15 protein-coding genes and 2 pseudogenes are annotated in these 15,144 nt (G+C 35.9%); 9 read left to right on the top strand and 8 right to left on the bottom strand.

Annotation, left to right across the window (positions count from 1 at the left end):
• Nucleotides 1-419 (top strand): hypothetical protein (locus AAV96_RS01845; RefSeq protein WP_227505816.1); only part of this gene is annotated, 419 nt, incomplete at its 5' end.
• 199 nt (nucleotides 420-618) lie between these two features.
• Here AAV96_RS01845 and AAV96_RS01840 read toward each other — a convergent pair.
• Together AAV96_RS01840 and AAV96_RS18210 are read right to left on the bottom strand one after the other, a co-directional pair.
• On the bottom strand, nucleotides 619-1,548 hold the full coding sequence (locus AAV96_RS01840; RefSeq protein ID WP_005214852.1) for a hypothetical protein: 930 nt from the start codon (nucleotides 1,546-1,548) through the stop codon (nucleotides 619-621).
• 343 nt (nucleotides 1,549-1,891) lie between these two features.
• Nucleotides 1,892-2,068 carry a hypothetical protein gene (locus AAV96_RS18210; protein ID WP_005214854.1) on the bottom strand — a complete coding sequence of 59 codons (177 nt, stop codon included), beginning with the start codon at nucleotides 2,066-2,068 and terminating at the stop codon, nucleotides 1,892-1,894.
• Nucleotides 2,069-2,427: 359 nt separating this feature from the next.
• Between AAV96_RS18210 and AAV96_RS01835 the strand changes: the two genes are divergently transcribed.
• The 3 genes and pseudogenes from AAV96_RS01835 to AAV96_RS18410 all read left to right on the top strand — a co-directional run.
• Nucleotides 2,428-2,637: a hypothetical protein gene (locus tag AAV96_RS01835; RefSeq protein ID WP_005214855.1), complete on the top strand. Its 210-nt coding sequence runs from the start codon at nucleotides 2,428-2,430 to the stop codon at nucleotides 2,635-2,637.
• 515 nt (nucleotides 2,638-3,152) lie between these two features.
• Entirely contained in the window at nucleotides 3,153-3,374 is a 222-nt protein-coding gene (locus AAV96_RS01830) for a cold-shock protein (protein WP_005214857.1), read from the top strand.
• Nucleotides 3,375-3,757: 383 nt separating this feature from the next.
• Nucleotides 3,758-4,157 (top strand): annotated as a pseudogene (locus AAV96_RS18410) (hydrolase or metal-binding protein); the annotation flags it as partial.
• Nucleotides 4,158-4,197: 40 nt separating this feature from the next.
• On the opposite strand, the gene AAV96_RS01825 reads toward AAV96_RS18410, so the two are convergent.
• Nucleotides 4,198-5,196 (bottom strand): NADP-dependent oxidoreductase, encoded by a 999-nt coding sequence (locus AAV96_RS01825; RefSeq protein WP_046738092.1) that lies wholly within the window; start codon nucleotides 5,194-5,196, stop codon nucleotides 4,198-4,200.
• A gap of 55 nt (nucleotides 5,197-5,251) precedes the next feature.
• Entirely contained in the window at nucleotides 5,252-6,055 is an 804-nt protein-coding gene (locus tag AAV96_RS01820; RefSeq protein WP_046738091.1) for an oxidoreductase, read from the bottom strand.
• 235 nt (nucleotides 6,056-6,290) lie between these two features.
• Here AAV96_RS01820 and AAV96_RS01815 point away from each other — a divergent pair, with 235 nt between their 5' ends.
• Genes AAV96_RS01815 through AAV96_RS01800 form a run of 4 tightly spaced genes read left to right on the top strand, consistent with a single transcriptional unit; the run spans nucleotide 6,291 to nucleotide 9,903 of the window.
• Nucleotides 6,291-7,304, top strand: a complete 1,014-nt coding sequence (locus AAV96_RS01815) for an alpha/beta fold hydrolase (protein WP_046738090.1) — start codon at nucleotides 6,291-6,293, stop codon at nucleotides 7,302-7,304.
• 37 nt (nucleotides 7,305-7,341) lie between these two features.
• Nucleotides 7,342-8,205 carry an alpha/beta fold hydrolase gene (locus AAV96_RS01810; protein WP_046738089.1) on the top strand — a complete coding sequence of 288 codons (864 nt, stop codon included), beginning with the start codon at nucleotides 7,342-7,344 and terminating at the stop codon, nucleotides 8,203-8,205.
• 51 nt (nucleotides 8,206-8,256) lie between these two features.
• The gene (locus AAV96_RS01805) at nucleotides 8,257-8,643 is read left to right on the top strand and encodes a hypothetical protein (protein WP_046738088.1); all 387 of its coding nucleotides are present in this window, start codon (nucleotides 8,257-8,259) and stop codon (nucleotides 8,641-8,643) included.
• A gap of 9 nt (nucleotides 8,644-8,652) precedes the next feature.
• Complete coding sequence (locus AAV96_RS01800) at nucleotides 8,653-9,903, top strand: NADH:flavin oxidoreductase/NADH oxidase family protein (RefSeq protein ID WP_046738087.1); 1,251 nt, start codon at nucleotides 8,653-8,655, stop codon at nucleotides 9,901-9,903.
• Between the two features lie 54 nt (nucleotides 9,904-9,957).
• Here AAV96_RS01800 and AAV96_RS01795 read toward each other — a convergent pair whose 3' ends face one another.
• The 4 genes from AAV96_RS01795 to AAV96_RS01780 form a co-directional block, all read right to left on the bottom strand.
• Nucleotides 9,958-10,398, bottom strand: a complete 441-nt coding sequence (locus AAV96_RS01795) for a winged helix-turn-helix transcriptional regulator (RefSeq protein ID WP_046738086.1) — start codon at nucleotides 10,396-10,398, stop codon at nucleotides 9,958-9,960.
• A gap of 475 nt (nucleotides 10,399-10,873) precedes the next feature.
• The gene (gene xseB / locus AAV96_RS01790; protein ID WP_005161583.1) at nucleotides 10,874-11,068 is read right to left on the bottom strand and encodes an exodeoxyribonuclease VII small subunit; all 195 of its coding nucleotides are present in this window, start codon (nucleotides 11,066-11,068) and stop codon (nucleotides 10,874-10,876) included.
• The gene (gene xseA / locus AAV96_RS01785) at nucleotides 11,061-12,320 is read right to left on the bottom strand and encodes an exodeoxyribonuclease VII large subunit (RefSeq protein ID WP_046738085.1); all 1,260 of its coding nucleotides are present in this window, start codon (nucleotides 12,318-12,320) and stop codon (nucleotides 11,061-11,063) included. Before xseA ends, xseB begins: the two co-directional genes overlap by 8 nt.
• Before the next feature lie 224 nt (nucleotides 12,321-12,544).
• A complete protein-coding gene (locus tag AAV96_RS01780; RefSeq protein ID WP_046738084.1) occupies nucleotides 12,545-14,053 on the bottom strand; it encodes a hypothetical protein in 1,509 nt (502 codons plus the stop codon).
• A gap of 744 nt (nucleotides 14,054-14,797) precedes the next feature.
• Between AAV96_RS01780 and AAV96_RS01770 the strand changes: the two are divergent.
• Nucleotides 14,798-15,081 (top strand): annotated as a pseudogene (locus AAV96_RS01770) (hydroxyisourate hydrolase); the annotation flags it as partial.
• Between the last annotated feature and the right edge of the window lie 63 nt (nucleotides 15,082-15,144).

Below are 15,144 nucleotides of genomic sequence, written 5' to 3'. Positions count from 1 at the left end.
TTGATAATTATAAAGATGATAAAGGATACTTTATGAAACATGCTGTATTAAGAATGTTAGTGTTGATGATTAATAGTGATCTTGAAAAAGTAAAAGATGGTATTGCTGTAACTTTGGCTGTCAATGGTCTAATGATTTCAGGAAGAATTATTCCACGAGATGACTTTTATAATATAGAACAAAATCTCGTCCTAAAAACATTTAGGGAGAGTGGACGAAAAAGTCTCACTACTGAACAAATTTCCAAAGAGGAAGATGACTTAACCTATCTTAAGAACATCGATACCTTACATCTTACAGATGCAATTTATGTGATCGGTACCCAAAAAGTACCTACCACTACTACCACCAGCATTATTGTGGATATTGACTCCATTGATGCCTATAACATGGGTTCAATGAACTATTTAGAAAGATGACAATAAAAGTAAATGATGCTTTAACTCTTACAAATATAGAAATGAGATCATCTTTAGTTTATTTGAAACACTTTTATGTTTAGATGTTAATAAAGACATATAAAACAGATAAATAGTTGCTATATTCAAATAATGTAGAATAAAATTAATCAAACATCTCCATGTTATTCTGATATTTTTCAATGATTTTTAGAAAATATTAATATATTTTTTCTTGTCCATCTATTCTGGTTTTAAACCTTCGATGAAACCACATATATTGAGTAGGCTGTGTTTTGATCTGTCTTTCCAAAATAAGATTGACTCTAGTCGCATCTGCTACTTCATCATTGCTTGGAAAGTTATCAAGAGGAGGTTCTAATAAAATATGATATTGAGGATTTTTGATGTCTCCAGTTCTATAAAAAAATAGTGGGATGGCGACAGAATTTGTAATTTTTATTAGCCGTCTATGTGCAGTTAGTGTTGCTGCGGGTATGCCAAAAAATGGAGCCATTACACCCTGTTTAAGACCGAAGTCTTGGTCGGGACTATACCAAATGGCATGACCATGTTTTAAGTTGCTGATCAGTGCTCTCATATCATCTTTAGAAATCTGATTTTTATAAATTTGAGAGCGGCATCTGGTAATCATCATATCTAAAAGGGGATTATTTTGTGGTCTATAAACCACATCTAAATCGAAGAAACGGCTACTCACGAAACCACCAGCATCCAATAGTGTTGTATGGCTACCTAGTAATAAGATGCCTTTGTCATGAGAACTTTTTAGATATTCTGTACCATGAACATGGATTCTGTTTACAAACCACTGCGGTCGGTACCATGCATTTAGGGCTTCGAAAACGCCAAGCATTGCATTGAAAAAAACCTGTTTTGCATCTGTTTCAATTTCTTCATATGTTTTGTTAGGGAAACATAGAGAAAGGTTTTTGACTGTAGTTTTTCTTCTGGAATGTAGAAATTTCCATGACAGGTTTGATAAAATTTTCGCAAATCGACATTGTATAGACCAAGGGAGTAAAGCAAATATCATCAGAACAATGATGGCAATCCATATACCCCAATATCTGGGTAATAAAAAAGACCACTGAAATGCACTTGCCTCATATTGTTGTTTAGAATTCATGGCAAAGCGTTTCTTAAGAAAACTCAACAGAGTAGCACATGAGAAATAAAATTATGTTCTTTTTTAAGCTGCGAAATTATAAATAGCGTGGAAAATAATTTTTTGTAAAGAAAGCAATTTCTATGTTGCTCACGGCTTCTTATGTTGTATTAGAGCAATTAAAAAAGCCCCTCAGATTTGAGAGACTAGTCATATTAATTTTAGGAATGAATAGTTGCAATTTCTTAAAGAGCTAAACAAATTAAATTGATAAAATAATTAACAGTAAAGTAAATCACTGTATTACTTTTCTCACGATAATAGCAGAGCCTTAAATAAGTTTTAAGGCACTGTTAATAAGGAATTATTTATTGTTAGGATCTGGTTGGTCATTATTTCCAGATTGATCACTTTCAGAACTTGGAGTTTGTGAAGGCTGGGTTTCAGTAGGGGACTTTACTTCTGAATGCTCATTTGCTTGAACTTTAATTGTATTTGCATGGGTAGTAGTATTTTGTGAGAAACTTTTGAAACCTGACATTTTTATCTTCTTAACTTCACTGTGGAAAACCCATAGTACGCTGTAAAAGCCGTTACACTACGATAGTTTTAAGACCTATATGTGTTGATATGTGCCAAAAATGCTGTTTATCTCGATGAAATATTTCATAAATAAAATCAATTATATATAAATGCTTGAGTATTATCATATAAAGTCTCGAAATATATCATTTAAATTTCAAGTAGAGCTACATAAAACATACATATATAATTTTTTGATCAAATTTTTATCACAGTATTTAATTTTCTGAAAATTAATGAAATTAGGGAGTGGTTAAATTATCAATTGTATATATGCACTACTAGGCATACTATGTTTGATTAAATTGGAGCATATTTATGCTAAAAGACATTACGGTTGTTGATTATCAGGGTAGAGAGAAAAGAGCGCACGCAAATTACTCAGATGAAAATACTGAAAGTGCACTTCAAAAAAAACGAGTTCAAAGTTTAAAAATTGAATACATTTTGATAAAAGGGGAAATTATTTACCCTACGCTAGATTGGGTTTTTAATAGTTTAGATGGTAGTAGCTACTATATAAAGTAAAAATACTAGCTTTATTGAGTTTGAATAGACTCATTTTTATTTTTTCTTGTAAAGAATAAGCTAATATCTTTGTATTGTTTATTACATTTTTTATCAATATTGATGAGCAGAATTTATAATGTATTAAGAAGTGACGAAATATATTCCTGCTCTGGATCAGGAAGAAGAGATACTATAGATAAATTTTAAAGAGATGTAAGCTATTAGGTAGGATATTTTAGATAAAAATAAGCCAAGAAAGTTATTTTAAAAATTATAATCATATGGCGTGAGAGGACTATGATTATGATATTTTTGAAGTTATCGAAGAGGTAAATATTTGTAATATTCACCTAAAATAATATAAGTTGCTATTAAAAATTAAGAGTGTATAGTTAATTCTAACGATAGGAAAATATATTTGTCTCATTAAAATTCTTCTTTTGCATTTTTCGCTTATTTGATATTTTAGTTTCAAAATTATTATTTTAAAGTTTAATTTATTAATTAAATTCTCAAAAGAGAAAGGATTTTTTATGTCTAGTTATATGAATGGCACAGTTAAATGGTTTAACGAAACAAAAGGTTTCGGTTTTATTCAATCTGATGATGGTCAAGATGTTTTTGCTCATTATAGTTCAATCGCAAATAGTGGTTTTAAAACTCTTTTCGAAGGTCAGCGAGTTAAATTTGACGTCTTGCAAGGAAAAAAAGGGCTACAGGCGAGTGATATTACAATTATCCAGTTAAATTCTTAACTTTGGATCAAATAGTTTTGATCGAATCCGTAGGCGATACGGTAGTATTTGAGCAGTGAATAGAATAAACGTATTCCTAACACTTAGCCATGATCGAGCTATAATCGACAAGTTCAAATATCAACGTTAAGCATGAGATCGCATCATGCCGATCAAAAAAAATTAGTTTTAGTGGTTTTAACTAAAATTTTAATTATAAAAAGTTTATAGCCTAATTTACCAAAATTAGGCTTTTTTTACTGATATCTAAATTAGATTTTGGTACAGAATTGTGTTTTATTTTTTTCATCTGATAAATAAGCTCATAGACGCTTCGCCAAGATAAGATAATTGCTCCTATAGTCACATCCCAAACGTATCTAGAAGAGTGGCCTATTTCATTTTTTAATAAAATACTCGCTTTAGCAGTACGGCTGCGTTATTACCGATGCAGCATCGGATGATCTTTTATAATACCTGTCATTACAACTTACTTCATGAGGTAAAAGCACCATAGCTTGTTATATTAATTGAGCTTAACCATAACTTATGGAATGAGCTTTCATGGGGCAATTAGCTCAGCCAAACAGACGGATGAACAAAGCAAAGCAGTAGGGTTTTATCAGTAGACTTTAGACCATGTGGCAAGGCAGAGCTATTGTAATGCCAGTTTTGAGGTTGGTGAAGAAAAGGGCTTGGATATTGTTGACGAGTAAATCAGAACAGCATCAGCAAATACATGATTTAACTCATTTGCAGGATATTCAGAAAAAATTGCAGCAGTCAGTGCAGGCTTTAAATTAAAAATTAAGGCATCGAATGATGCCTATTTTTATTTGGGAAATTATTCAGCAATTTGTACAACGACTTTGCCTTTCGCACGTCCAGTATTTACATATTGAAGAGCTTCATTCATTTGTGAGAATGGATATTCTTTATCAACGATAGGTTTAATTTTCCCAGCCTCAACAAGTTCAGCTATTTGAGTCAGCTGATATCCATTTGGTTGCATGAATAAAAATGAATAGATAATGTCTCTTTTTTTTGCCTTATTACGAATGGACCAACTTAAAAGCGGAATGATAAATTTTAATAACCAATTTGCTTTGATTGCTTCAGCAAAAGCACGGTCAGGTGGCCCTGAAATACTGATAATACGACCACCACGCTTTATAACGTTCAATGATTTTTCTAAAGTTTTTCCACCTTGAGTGTCTAAGACCACATCGTAATCTTTCAGTTCTTGCTCAAAATCCATGGTTTTGTAGTCAATAATAATATCTGCGCCTAGTTCTCTAACCCAGCGAGTATTTTTACCACTTGTCGTTGTTGCGACAGTTGCACCAAGATGCTTAGCAAGCTGAATTGCAATCGAGCCTACACCACCTGAACCAGCATGAATCAATACTTTTTGTCCTGATTTAACTTTTGCAATTTCTACTAATGCTTGCCATGCAGTCAAGGCGACAAGCGGTAGTGAGGCGGCATGCTGCATAGAAATATTTTGAGGTTTCAGTGCAAGTGAGGATTGCTGAACGATTGTGTACTCAGCAAAAGAACCATTCGAATCTGTCTTGGCATAGACTTCATCACCGACTTTAAACTGAGTAACATTTGAACCAACTTGAGCAACGACACCTGTAAAGTCATTACCTAAAATAAATGGAAACTTAACAGGTAAAATCGCTTTGAATTCACCCTCTAATACTCGTAAGTCAAGCGGGTTGATACTTACAGCATGAACTTTAACAAGTACCGAATCTTTTGAAATAGATGGTTTAGGCTGTTCATCTAGCTGTACATCATCGATTTTCCCATAACGGTTAATATAGGCTGCTTTCATTTGGACCTCTATATATTTCTTTTTTGATCGTTAGAAATGGATTTATTAAGCTGGGTTAAACTTTCAAACTGCGTTGAATCAATGTGTCAAAGATCTTTACTGGGGCAAATTTTCGTAAATTCTTTAAGTGTTTTGCAGTTTTACCTGCGGTGTAGCGTGAAAGTTTCTGTGGACTATTGATTACCTTTAAAATCGTCTTGGCGACAACACTAGGATCATCTGACTTATTAATTGCTTTTATCATGTGCTGATGGAGCTTCTCGCGAATGTGGTCATACGCTGAGATTTTTGCATCTGCTTCTAGTAAGTTTATGCCTAATGAAGTTTTGGTGTAAGCAGGTTCTATTAATGAAACACGAATCCCTTGTGTTCTCACTTCATGATCTAAGGACTCTGAATAACCTTCAAGCGCATGCTTTGATGCAGAATAAAGCGCGCCAAAGGGCATTGGCAGAAGTCCTAAAACAGAGCTAATGTTCAAAATAAGTCCAGAATTTTGTTTACGCATCACTGGAAGTACTGCTCGAGTCATTCGGACAACACCAAAGAAGTTGGTATCAAAAATAGCTTGAGCTTGTTGCATCGAACTTTCTTCAGCGCCAGCGGGTGCGATTGCAAATCCTGCATTATTGATCAAAACATCAATTCGGCCTTCATTTTTAATCACTTTCTCGATTGCACGATTAACCGAATCTTCATTATTTACATCTAGTTCAATCAGATTGAATTTATATTGAGATGAATCACTTGCACGTCGACTCGTACCATAAACAATAAAACCTGCTTCATTTAAAAGATCTGCTGTTGCTAAACCAATACCAGAAGATGCACCTGTAATAAGAACCACTTTGCTTGTCATACAACATTTCTCACACGTAATAGGTTGGTGATGGAATAACCAATTTCACCTTGATGTTTTGATCATAATCTAAAATTAAAATTGTTACTACTAAAAAGATAGTGACAATACGTTTTTGTTGATGTATGGTTAATATTAAATCGATACTGACTTTGTATTTTATTCCCTTGTCTCAAGAAATAATTCATGAAATTCAGTGAAATCGACTCTATGCATTAATCCTGAGGATTAAAAAATGAATTTTCTATTAAATACAATTGCGATGGGATTGACGGTGGTCTCTGTTTTTATTTCGCCATTAACGCAAGCTGAAACAGTGGCATCGATCTCTTTTAGTGACTCGGTGGCTAAGGGTGATGAATTATCACCGAACACTCTTATCAAGCAGCAAGCGATTCAAAATCCTCAGCTAGCTACGAATTGGAAGAATGTACCCACTCAATTTATAAATGCTGGCGGAGTTAATTTCGCCTACAGAGAATATGGTCAACAAAATGGTGGAACACCTATTATTTTCCTGAATCATTTAGCTGCTGTATTAGACAATTGGGATCCAAGAATTATTGATGGAATTGCCGCAAAACATCATGTGGTAGTTTTTGATAACCGTGGTGTTGGTGCTTCTACAGGTAAGCCCGCTCAGTCGATTGAGCAAATGGCAGATGATGCAATTACCTTTATTCAAGCAAAAGGTTTCAACAAAGTTGATTTATTTGGTTTTTCAATGGGAGGTATGATTTCGCAAGAAATTGTATTGAAACAACCGAACTTAGTCAGAAAGATGATCTTATCAGGAACAGGACCTGCTGGAGGAACTGGTATCAGTACAGTTGGCCGTGTTTCTAATTGGGATTTAGTCCGTGGGATGGCAACGCGCCAAGATCCTAAAGTCTATTTATTTTTTACTCGGACCGACAATGGTAAAGCTGCTGCGAAACAGTTTGTTCAACGGATTAATGAACGTACTGAAAATCGTGATAAAGAAATCACCATTTCTGCGTATCGCGCTCAGTTAAAAGCATTAAAAAAATGGGGAAATAAAAAATCTGTTGATCTTTCAGTTATTCAACAACCTGTTTTAGTTGCTAACGGTGATCATGATCGAATGGTTCCTACTGTAAATACTTATGACTTGGCAAAGCGCCTTCCAAATAGCACGCTCATCATCTATGCAGATGCAGGACACGGGGGAGTTTTTCAGTTTCATCAAGACTTCGTAAAGCAATCTTTAGCTTTCTTGGCGAATTAAATTTCAACTTAGTTATGTATGAAATGGGATAACGATAATGACCACAATTAATCATCAAACCGCTGAAACACAATTTATAGAAGTTGATGGAGCCAAATTTGCTTATCGTAGATGGGGTAATGCAAATACACAGCACCCCCCTTTGTTTTTTCTACAACATTTCCGTGGTGGTTTAGATAATTGGGATCCACTCATTACAGATGGATTAGCAGCGGAACGAGAAGTTATTTTATTCAATGGGCGAGGGGTCGCTTCATCAACTGGACAACCTCGAACTCGGATTGAAGATATGGCTGACGATGCAGCAGCGGTGATTCGAGCATTAGGTTTGAAACAAGTTGATTTACTGGGCTTCTCTTTAGGCGGTTTTCAAGCTCAAGATTTGGTACGTCGCCACCCTGAATTAGTTAGAAAATTGATGTTGTTAGGGACAGGTCCTCGGGGAGGAAAACCTAGAGGCGATGATCCTGATGTTCCAGCTTTAGTTTTAAAGCATGCAACCAGTGCAGTGCCCTCTGAAGATGACTTTCTATTTTTATTTTTTGGTCGATCTCCAACAGCAATTCAAGCAGGTCGTGATTTCTGGCATCGTCGCCATCAACGTAAGAATCAGGACCCAGCAAGTTCAGACAGCGTAATGCAGGCTCAGATTGAAGCCAATATGCACTTTTTACCGAAACTTGATGAACAAGATCCTTTTGCTCATTTACGCGAGATTAAACAGCCAACCTTTATTCTTAATGGTGTAGATGATGTGATGATTCCAACCATCAATGCCTATCAGATGGCACTTAATATTCCAAATGCACAGTTGTTTATTTATCCCGATGCTGGTCATGGAGCACAGTTCCAGTACCCAGAACGTTTCCTCAAGCATGCAATACAGTTTCTAAATGAGTAATCCATCAGGATTCCCTAAGTATCTTCATATATTGATGAACAGAGAACTAAAATGATGAAATTTAAATTATTACTGTGGATGCTGACGAAGCTTTTACAACGAGCTGTGAAAAATAATCCAAAATGTGCTGCTTATGTAAAAGATAAAAATGTCACATTTCAAATTCAAACGGCTAGTGGTGAAGGACGTTATTTTGAAGTCAAAAATGGCAAAATAAAGTCTTATGCTGGTCAAAGTAAATCCCCAAGTTTTTCATTCACTTTTAAAAATGGCAGTACAGGTTTTGCTGTGCTATCAGCTAAAGATAGTGTCAATACATTTTTAACAGCCATTAGAACTCAGGATCTTGTGATTACTGGAAACTTTGTCGATGTCATGTGGTTTCAAAGTCTGGTTGACTTTATTCAACCTCAGCCTAAATCATCTTCAACTGTGTGAGTAAAGCCAATGATTGACTTGCCATTAAAAACAAATCTCCTGAATCAGTCTTTAACGTTACCGAATGGTTTCGTAATTCCAAATCGTTTGGCTAAGGCAGCAACCAGTGAAACGCTAGCGACCTATTCCAACAACCCAACTGAAAAGCATATACGACTATACCAGCGTTGGGCGGCGTCAGGGATTGGCATGATTATCACAGGCAACATTATGATCGACCGACGTGCTTTAGGGGAGCCTGGGAATGTTGTGATTGAAGATGAACGGGATTTTGTAATTTTACAGCAATGGGCAACAACGGTGACTGATCAAGGCTCCCAATTATGGGCACAACTCAATCATCCCGGAAAACAATCCCCAAAAGGATTAAATTCACGAAACATTTCTGCTTCAGCAGTGCCATTTGGGGCCGAAATGCGATCATTATTTGCAACGCCAGATGAAGCAACCCATCAAGAAATACTAGAGATCATTCAGCGCTTTGGTCGTAGTGCGTTGATATGTAAAAAGGCTGGATTTAGTGGTGTTGAGATACATGCTGCACATGGTTATTTGATTAATCAATTCTTATCACCATTACACAATCTAAGAAATGATGAGTGGGGAGGTACTCCAGAAAAACGTCGCAAGTTTTTAATGGAAGTCTATGCAGAAATTAGAAAACAAGTAGGGGCATATTTTCCAATTGCGATAAAGCTTAACTCAGCGGATTTTCAAAAAGGTGGATTTACAGAAGAGGATTCTCTAGCAACCATTAAAGCATTATCTAAAGCAGGAATTGATTTAATTGAAATTTCAGGTGGTACTTATGAGTCAGGTGTAGCTAAAGCACCTCAAAAAGCATCCACTATTGCCCGTGAAGCATTCTTTATTGATTTTGCTGAAAAGATTAGGGCGCAGGTAAAAACACCATTAATGGTGACAGGTGGCTTTAGGAGTGTTGAAGGTATGAATCAAGCTTTAGAATCAGATGCTTTTGATGTAGTCGGGATTGCTAGACTGATGGCAATTGATCCTGATGCTCCCAAATACCTATTAGTAGGAACCAATAGTAAGCAAACAGTTCAACCAATTAAGACTGGCATAAAAAAGATTGATCAACTTGGGGTTATGGAAGTACTTTGGTATACCCAACAACTTAATCGGATTGCCAAGGGTAGTAATCCAAAACCTAAGGAAAGTGGCTTATGGGCATTTATCAAATCAGTTTTACGCAGTGGTTGGGGAACTTACAAGACACAACGTACTCGGATGAAATAATAATTCAGCCTTTTAAGTTATTAAAAAGCACTCAATTCAGAGTGCTTTTTTGAATTATTTAGTTTGTTGGCGCATTGGTCTTGATCCAATCTCTGCTCCTGTAATTTTATCAATTACAATCGGTTGAATTTCTGTACCTTGCTCAGCATCAAGAAATTTAACCATCTCCTCAGGATTTTTAAAAGGTTTATGCTTACGCCCCCATGCACCGATTACAAATAAAACAGGTAAAAAATCTTTGCCTGCTTGAGTTAACAAATATTCCTCACGTGGCGGGTGTTCAGAATATTGTCGTTTTTCAAGCAATTCTTCATCGACCAAAACAGATAAACGTTTGGTTAACATTGTGGGTGCAATACCCAAACTTTTACGGAATTGATCGAATCGAGTCAACCCAAAATGCGCATCACGCAGAATTAACATACTCCAAGCATCACCAAGTACAGACAGGCTTCTCGCAATTGGACAGATTTCAAGACTGGCATTTTTACTCATAAAATAAACAAGCTCAACTGTTAGTACTAAAAAGATATTAACATGATTGAATTTTATTAACTATTAAAATTGGCGATCAATAGCTATTTGAGTATATTATAAATTAATTGTATTAAGATTAATCGTCCCCACTTACGTTTAACTAAAGATTGTCGCTATAACAGTAGTTTGATCTGTTACGGATATATTCAAGCAACAGTCTTTGCCTCAGTGCTTAGTGCATGGGGATTTCTAGATAAAGCTAGTTACAGGTAGTAGACTTAGTTAACTATATGGCGCAGCCTTGACAAATACCTTTCTTGCTACAATTGGCGGTTGAGCTATCTTTTCTGGAGTCTGCAAAATGAAGCTGAGTAAAGTTAGTCAGATATTCATATTGCCCTAAAATGGAAAATGTTTTTTTAATAATTCAAGATTTGTAACTGATTATAAAGTTTACAGAAATTTTAACTAGTTGTTTTTATTTCTTTCACAACTATTCCTTGAATGTTTCATTTAATGCTTGCTGTACAGCGTCCACGCGTGACTTACATGCTTTGTAAGCGGTCATTGACTCTTCCACAATTTTCATCAGATTGTCGATGTCTGGTTCTTCCTGAGATTCCAGCAGGGCGGCATTCTTCTTCAGCAGTTCATAACCGTCTTTAAAGCTTAATTCATTTTTACTCATGATTTACTACCTCACTTACACTGGCATGAATATAGCCATCCTGCATCTCGATTGAAACAGTTGAATCGACTTGTTGTACGGAGCGGATTGCCTTGTGTTGACTCCGTACAATAGCATAACCTTTGGCAAGCACATTCCTTGGATTCTGTAATAAAGTCTCACGCATTAAAAACTCAACCTGTGTAGATGCAAGCTTAAGCTGCTGCTGGGCAAAATATTGTGTTGTAGACTTGACCAAATCAAGATTTCTATTAGCTGTATTGATCTGATTCTGGGCATGAGTCTTGATGATATTCATCAACTGTTCATTTTGGCCCTGATACGCTGTGATTTGATGCTGTGACAGCAGCTTGATGGTTTGCAAGTAATCCATCACATCCTGAGAACGTTCTGAAATCACATTGCGAATACCTGCAATTACCTTGCTCGGAGTATCGAAAGAACGATGGGCGATTTCATCCAGAATGGTTCGATCTTTTTCATGACCAATACCCACCCATATTGGAACCTTGCGCTTACATAGCAGGGCAGCGAGATCATAGTCATTTAAATAGGCTAGATCATTCACTGCACCACCACCACGAATAATCACAATGAGGTCAGGTGGAATAGCATAATCTTTAGCCCACTGGCGAAGTCCTGAACTTAAAGATTCCATAATATTATTCGCAGCAGTATTACCCTGAAAAGTAGCTGAGTGATAAACAAAGTGGCAGACATTAGCTTTATTGAGCACATCAGCATCTTTCCTGAAGTCACCCAGACCAGCTGCATTTTCTGGTGCAATCACTAGAATATTTTCAATATCAAAAGGGGCAGGAAGTGACTTGTTCAGATTGACCAAACCCTCAGTGCTTAGACGGGCAAGAATCTGTTGGTAGCGTTTGGCGATGTCACCCAATGTAAAACTAGAGTCGATGTCTTCTATGTTGACTGAAAATCCATACTGGGGATCAAAACGGGCCTTAACCTTAATCAGTACGTTTAAGTCCTTTGAAAGCTCTATACCACTTTCACGCTCAAATTTGAGTACAATTTTTACGGCGGTAAATTTCCAAATCGTTGCTTTGCAGCTTGCAATGACTTTATCTGTATCCTCTTCCTTTTCAGCCAACTCAAGATAGTAGTGCCCGCCCTTGATACTCAGGTTTCGTATCTCAGCTTTTACCCATACAGGTTCATCAAAGGACAGGCGAATGACTTCCTGTACGGTTGATAGATAGTCACTGAGGGAAAATTGAGATTCAGACATTTTATAAGTCAAAAGAGCTGATGGTTTTATAGTAGCAAAGTGAAAAGAACTTGAATATTGTGTTGAGGATTTTTACACAGATGAATCTAAATCAGAGCATCCTCATCAGTCCGATGAGTTGTTTTATATTCAGTAGATTCAGAACGGTTTGAATCAATCAGTGTAGACTTTGAATTAATGATTTAATTAGGAGGTAGACTACCTCCTTTTTTCTTTGTATTAAATTAAAACTTTTCCCTCACCCAACCATATGCGGCTGCGAATGGCAAAGCTGTTCTTGCCAAGTATGGAACATGCCATAAACCACCGTGATTGGCATTTTCCATAATTAGTTCTAATGGATGATCTAATTTCTTATCTGGATTCGTTGCGCTCTCTGGATTATTTAGATCATGAATCCAAAGTGCAGCCATAATGGCATTCGTTGTTTCGGGATTAAAAGTTTCAACCTTAAATAAATCAGCCCCTGAAAAAGCTGCTTTCAGAATTGGATTTTTAACAACTGAATGTGTTGTGGTAGATGGCGCAATATTAATGACCGTCTTCTGTCCACGCGCACGTGTTGTAATAGCGTACCACTGTTGCAAGCGTTTCGCGAGGGCGTAATTTGGACCTTGTTCAATCACCATACAGTCGGAAATACCATATTGTTGACCATTATCTGATTGAATTAACTGTTTTAAATTGGGTTTGAAAAAGTTATTAAGAGAAATATTGTGAATGGATTTGGTGAGCAGTTTTTCTACGAGTGGACGCTGTCTAATTTTATCTTGTATAGAATGTACGACTGCTTTTGGAATAGCATAGATATCAGTCGGCGTGAGCATAAACATGATACTGCTATCAGGTTTGTGTTGACTCACTTGTTCCATGATACTGATCATTGCAATCGAAACACGTACATGTTTTTCACCATCTAGATATGCAATACCTGCCAAATCTAAACTCTCAGAAAAGGTATTTAACCAATTGGCAATCTCTGGTGTTTGCGTCAGTAAATTTGCACCAAGTTGCTGCTTATCAGCGACCTTTATTTGTGGCGCGATTAAGGTGGCATTACCATTTTCAATCACTTTAGTAATTTTTTCCCAAATGGCTGGATGGGGGAGATCAATCGCTACAATATTGGCTCGCCATTTTGCTAGCCAACTTAAAGGACCTGCTTCAGAACCAGCACCGAACAACACCATAGTGCGCTTTGATAAATCAAACCATTCAGGATGTTGATTGAGTAAGCGGAGCGCCTTGGCATGACTCGGTTCGATGATTTGTTGTTGTTCCCAAAGATCAATTTGCTGTAATAGCGCTTCGCCTTGTAATTTTTTTCCATGATAGGGAATAAACCAAGGTTCAATAGTTGAGCTACCTCTGCCTTTTAATATAAAAGACTCAAAGGGTTGGTCTTTAATATTTGCCATTACGCTAGTTAAAGTATGACTTTGTTCAGCACGATTAAAAATAAATAAATTTTTGGCTGTCTCTAAACCTTGCTGTGCAATACGTAGAGGATGATCGACAGATTCGATCCCGACCTTGACCAATTCATGAAAATAAAATGGATAATTTTTTCGCCAATTTTTCTCACTAGCCAATTGTGTAGCGTAACGAGAATCTACACTTTGTAGTGCTGACTTTAAAATTTGTTTAGCCGTGTGTGTGGTACTAGGAGATTTTTTTCCAGATTGTATTGGGAACTGTATACCATCATGATCAAATTGTATTTTTTTACTCAACTGATTGCTCCACTTTACTCAAAATTCATTCACTATCTTGCACATCTTAGTAAGTTCAGGCGCTAAAGAAGATGGCAAAAAGTGTATTAATAGTCCTTAAGCTTTATTCGATTGATATTGAGGAAAATTTAGTCAGAGAAAATTGAAATATGGTTATATTTCACTGTAACCTTTTATACAAACTAATCGAATTAACTCAGTCTTGAAGACTTAACTAATTATTTTCAAAGAATAAAACTAAAGATAAATAAGCAAGTAACGTAAATAGGGCATTCAATTAATGATTTGGGATATTTGTATTATTTGAATCATATATAAGTTAAGCATGAAAGGTCATATAAGTACTATTCTGATGAACCTATACTAGAGCATCGGCTTCAGCTCTGAGTAAGTGGCTTTAGAGATATGAATTAGAGAAGAATAACGTTCAAAATCCTTTGGTGTGTCAATAATTTCAATTTTGTAAAAACTGAATGATTCATTTTCTAATTTTAAAGAAGATAATTGATTCTTTTCTAAGAAATCAGTTTCCATCGGTTTGATATTTGAATGATAAAGATTTGATACGTCTTTTGCTTCTTTTCTGGTTTTTTTTGCTCTATCTTGTGCATCTAAGAGCGGGTCATAAGCATGTTCACTGTTTGATGAATTTACATGCTTATAGAGACTAAATACATCTGGTACTTGATTTTCTGCTGATGTATTTGCTGGTGCTGTACTATTAAAAATTGTTTCACTGATTGGTTGAGGTTGTTCTTGAAAAAAAACTCTGGTGATCAGTGTATTAAGTTTAATCAGAAAATCACTGGGAAAAACGGAAGAATTACTGCGCTATATCCTGAGAACGAAGCGTTGGAAAAAGGGGTTTACAATGTGATCTTTAAAACTGATGCTTGCTTAAATTAACAAAAACAGCAGACCGTTTTCTAGAAGTTCCTGTAATTTTTAAAGTGGATGGAACTGTTAAACATTATCACATTCCTTTGTTACTTAGTCCCTATGGTTATTCAACTTATCGCGAGAACTAGAAAGTCAAACTGTTAAATAGATATTTTTTCTAATCACGTACAGTAAATTAACTAGCGTTGAAT

Origin of the sequence: Acinetobacter sp. AG1, assembly GCF_001005525.1 — a bacterium.
Classification (GTDB): Bacteria; Pseudomonadota; Gammaproteobacteria; order Pseudomonadales; family Moraxellaceae; genus Acinetobacter; species Acinetobacter modestus.
This window is presented reverse-complemented; position numbering and strand designations above follow the sequence as displayed.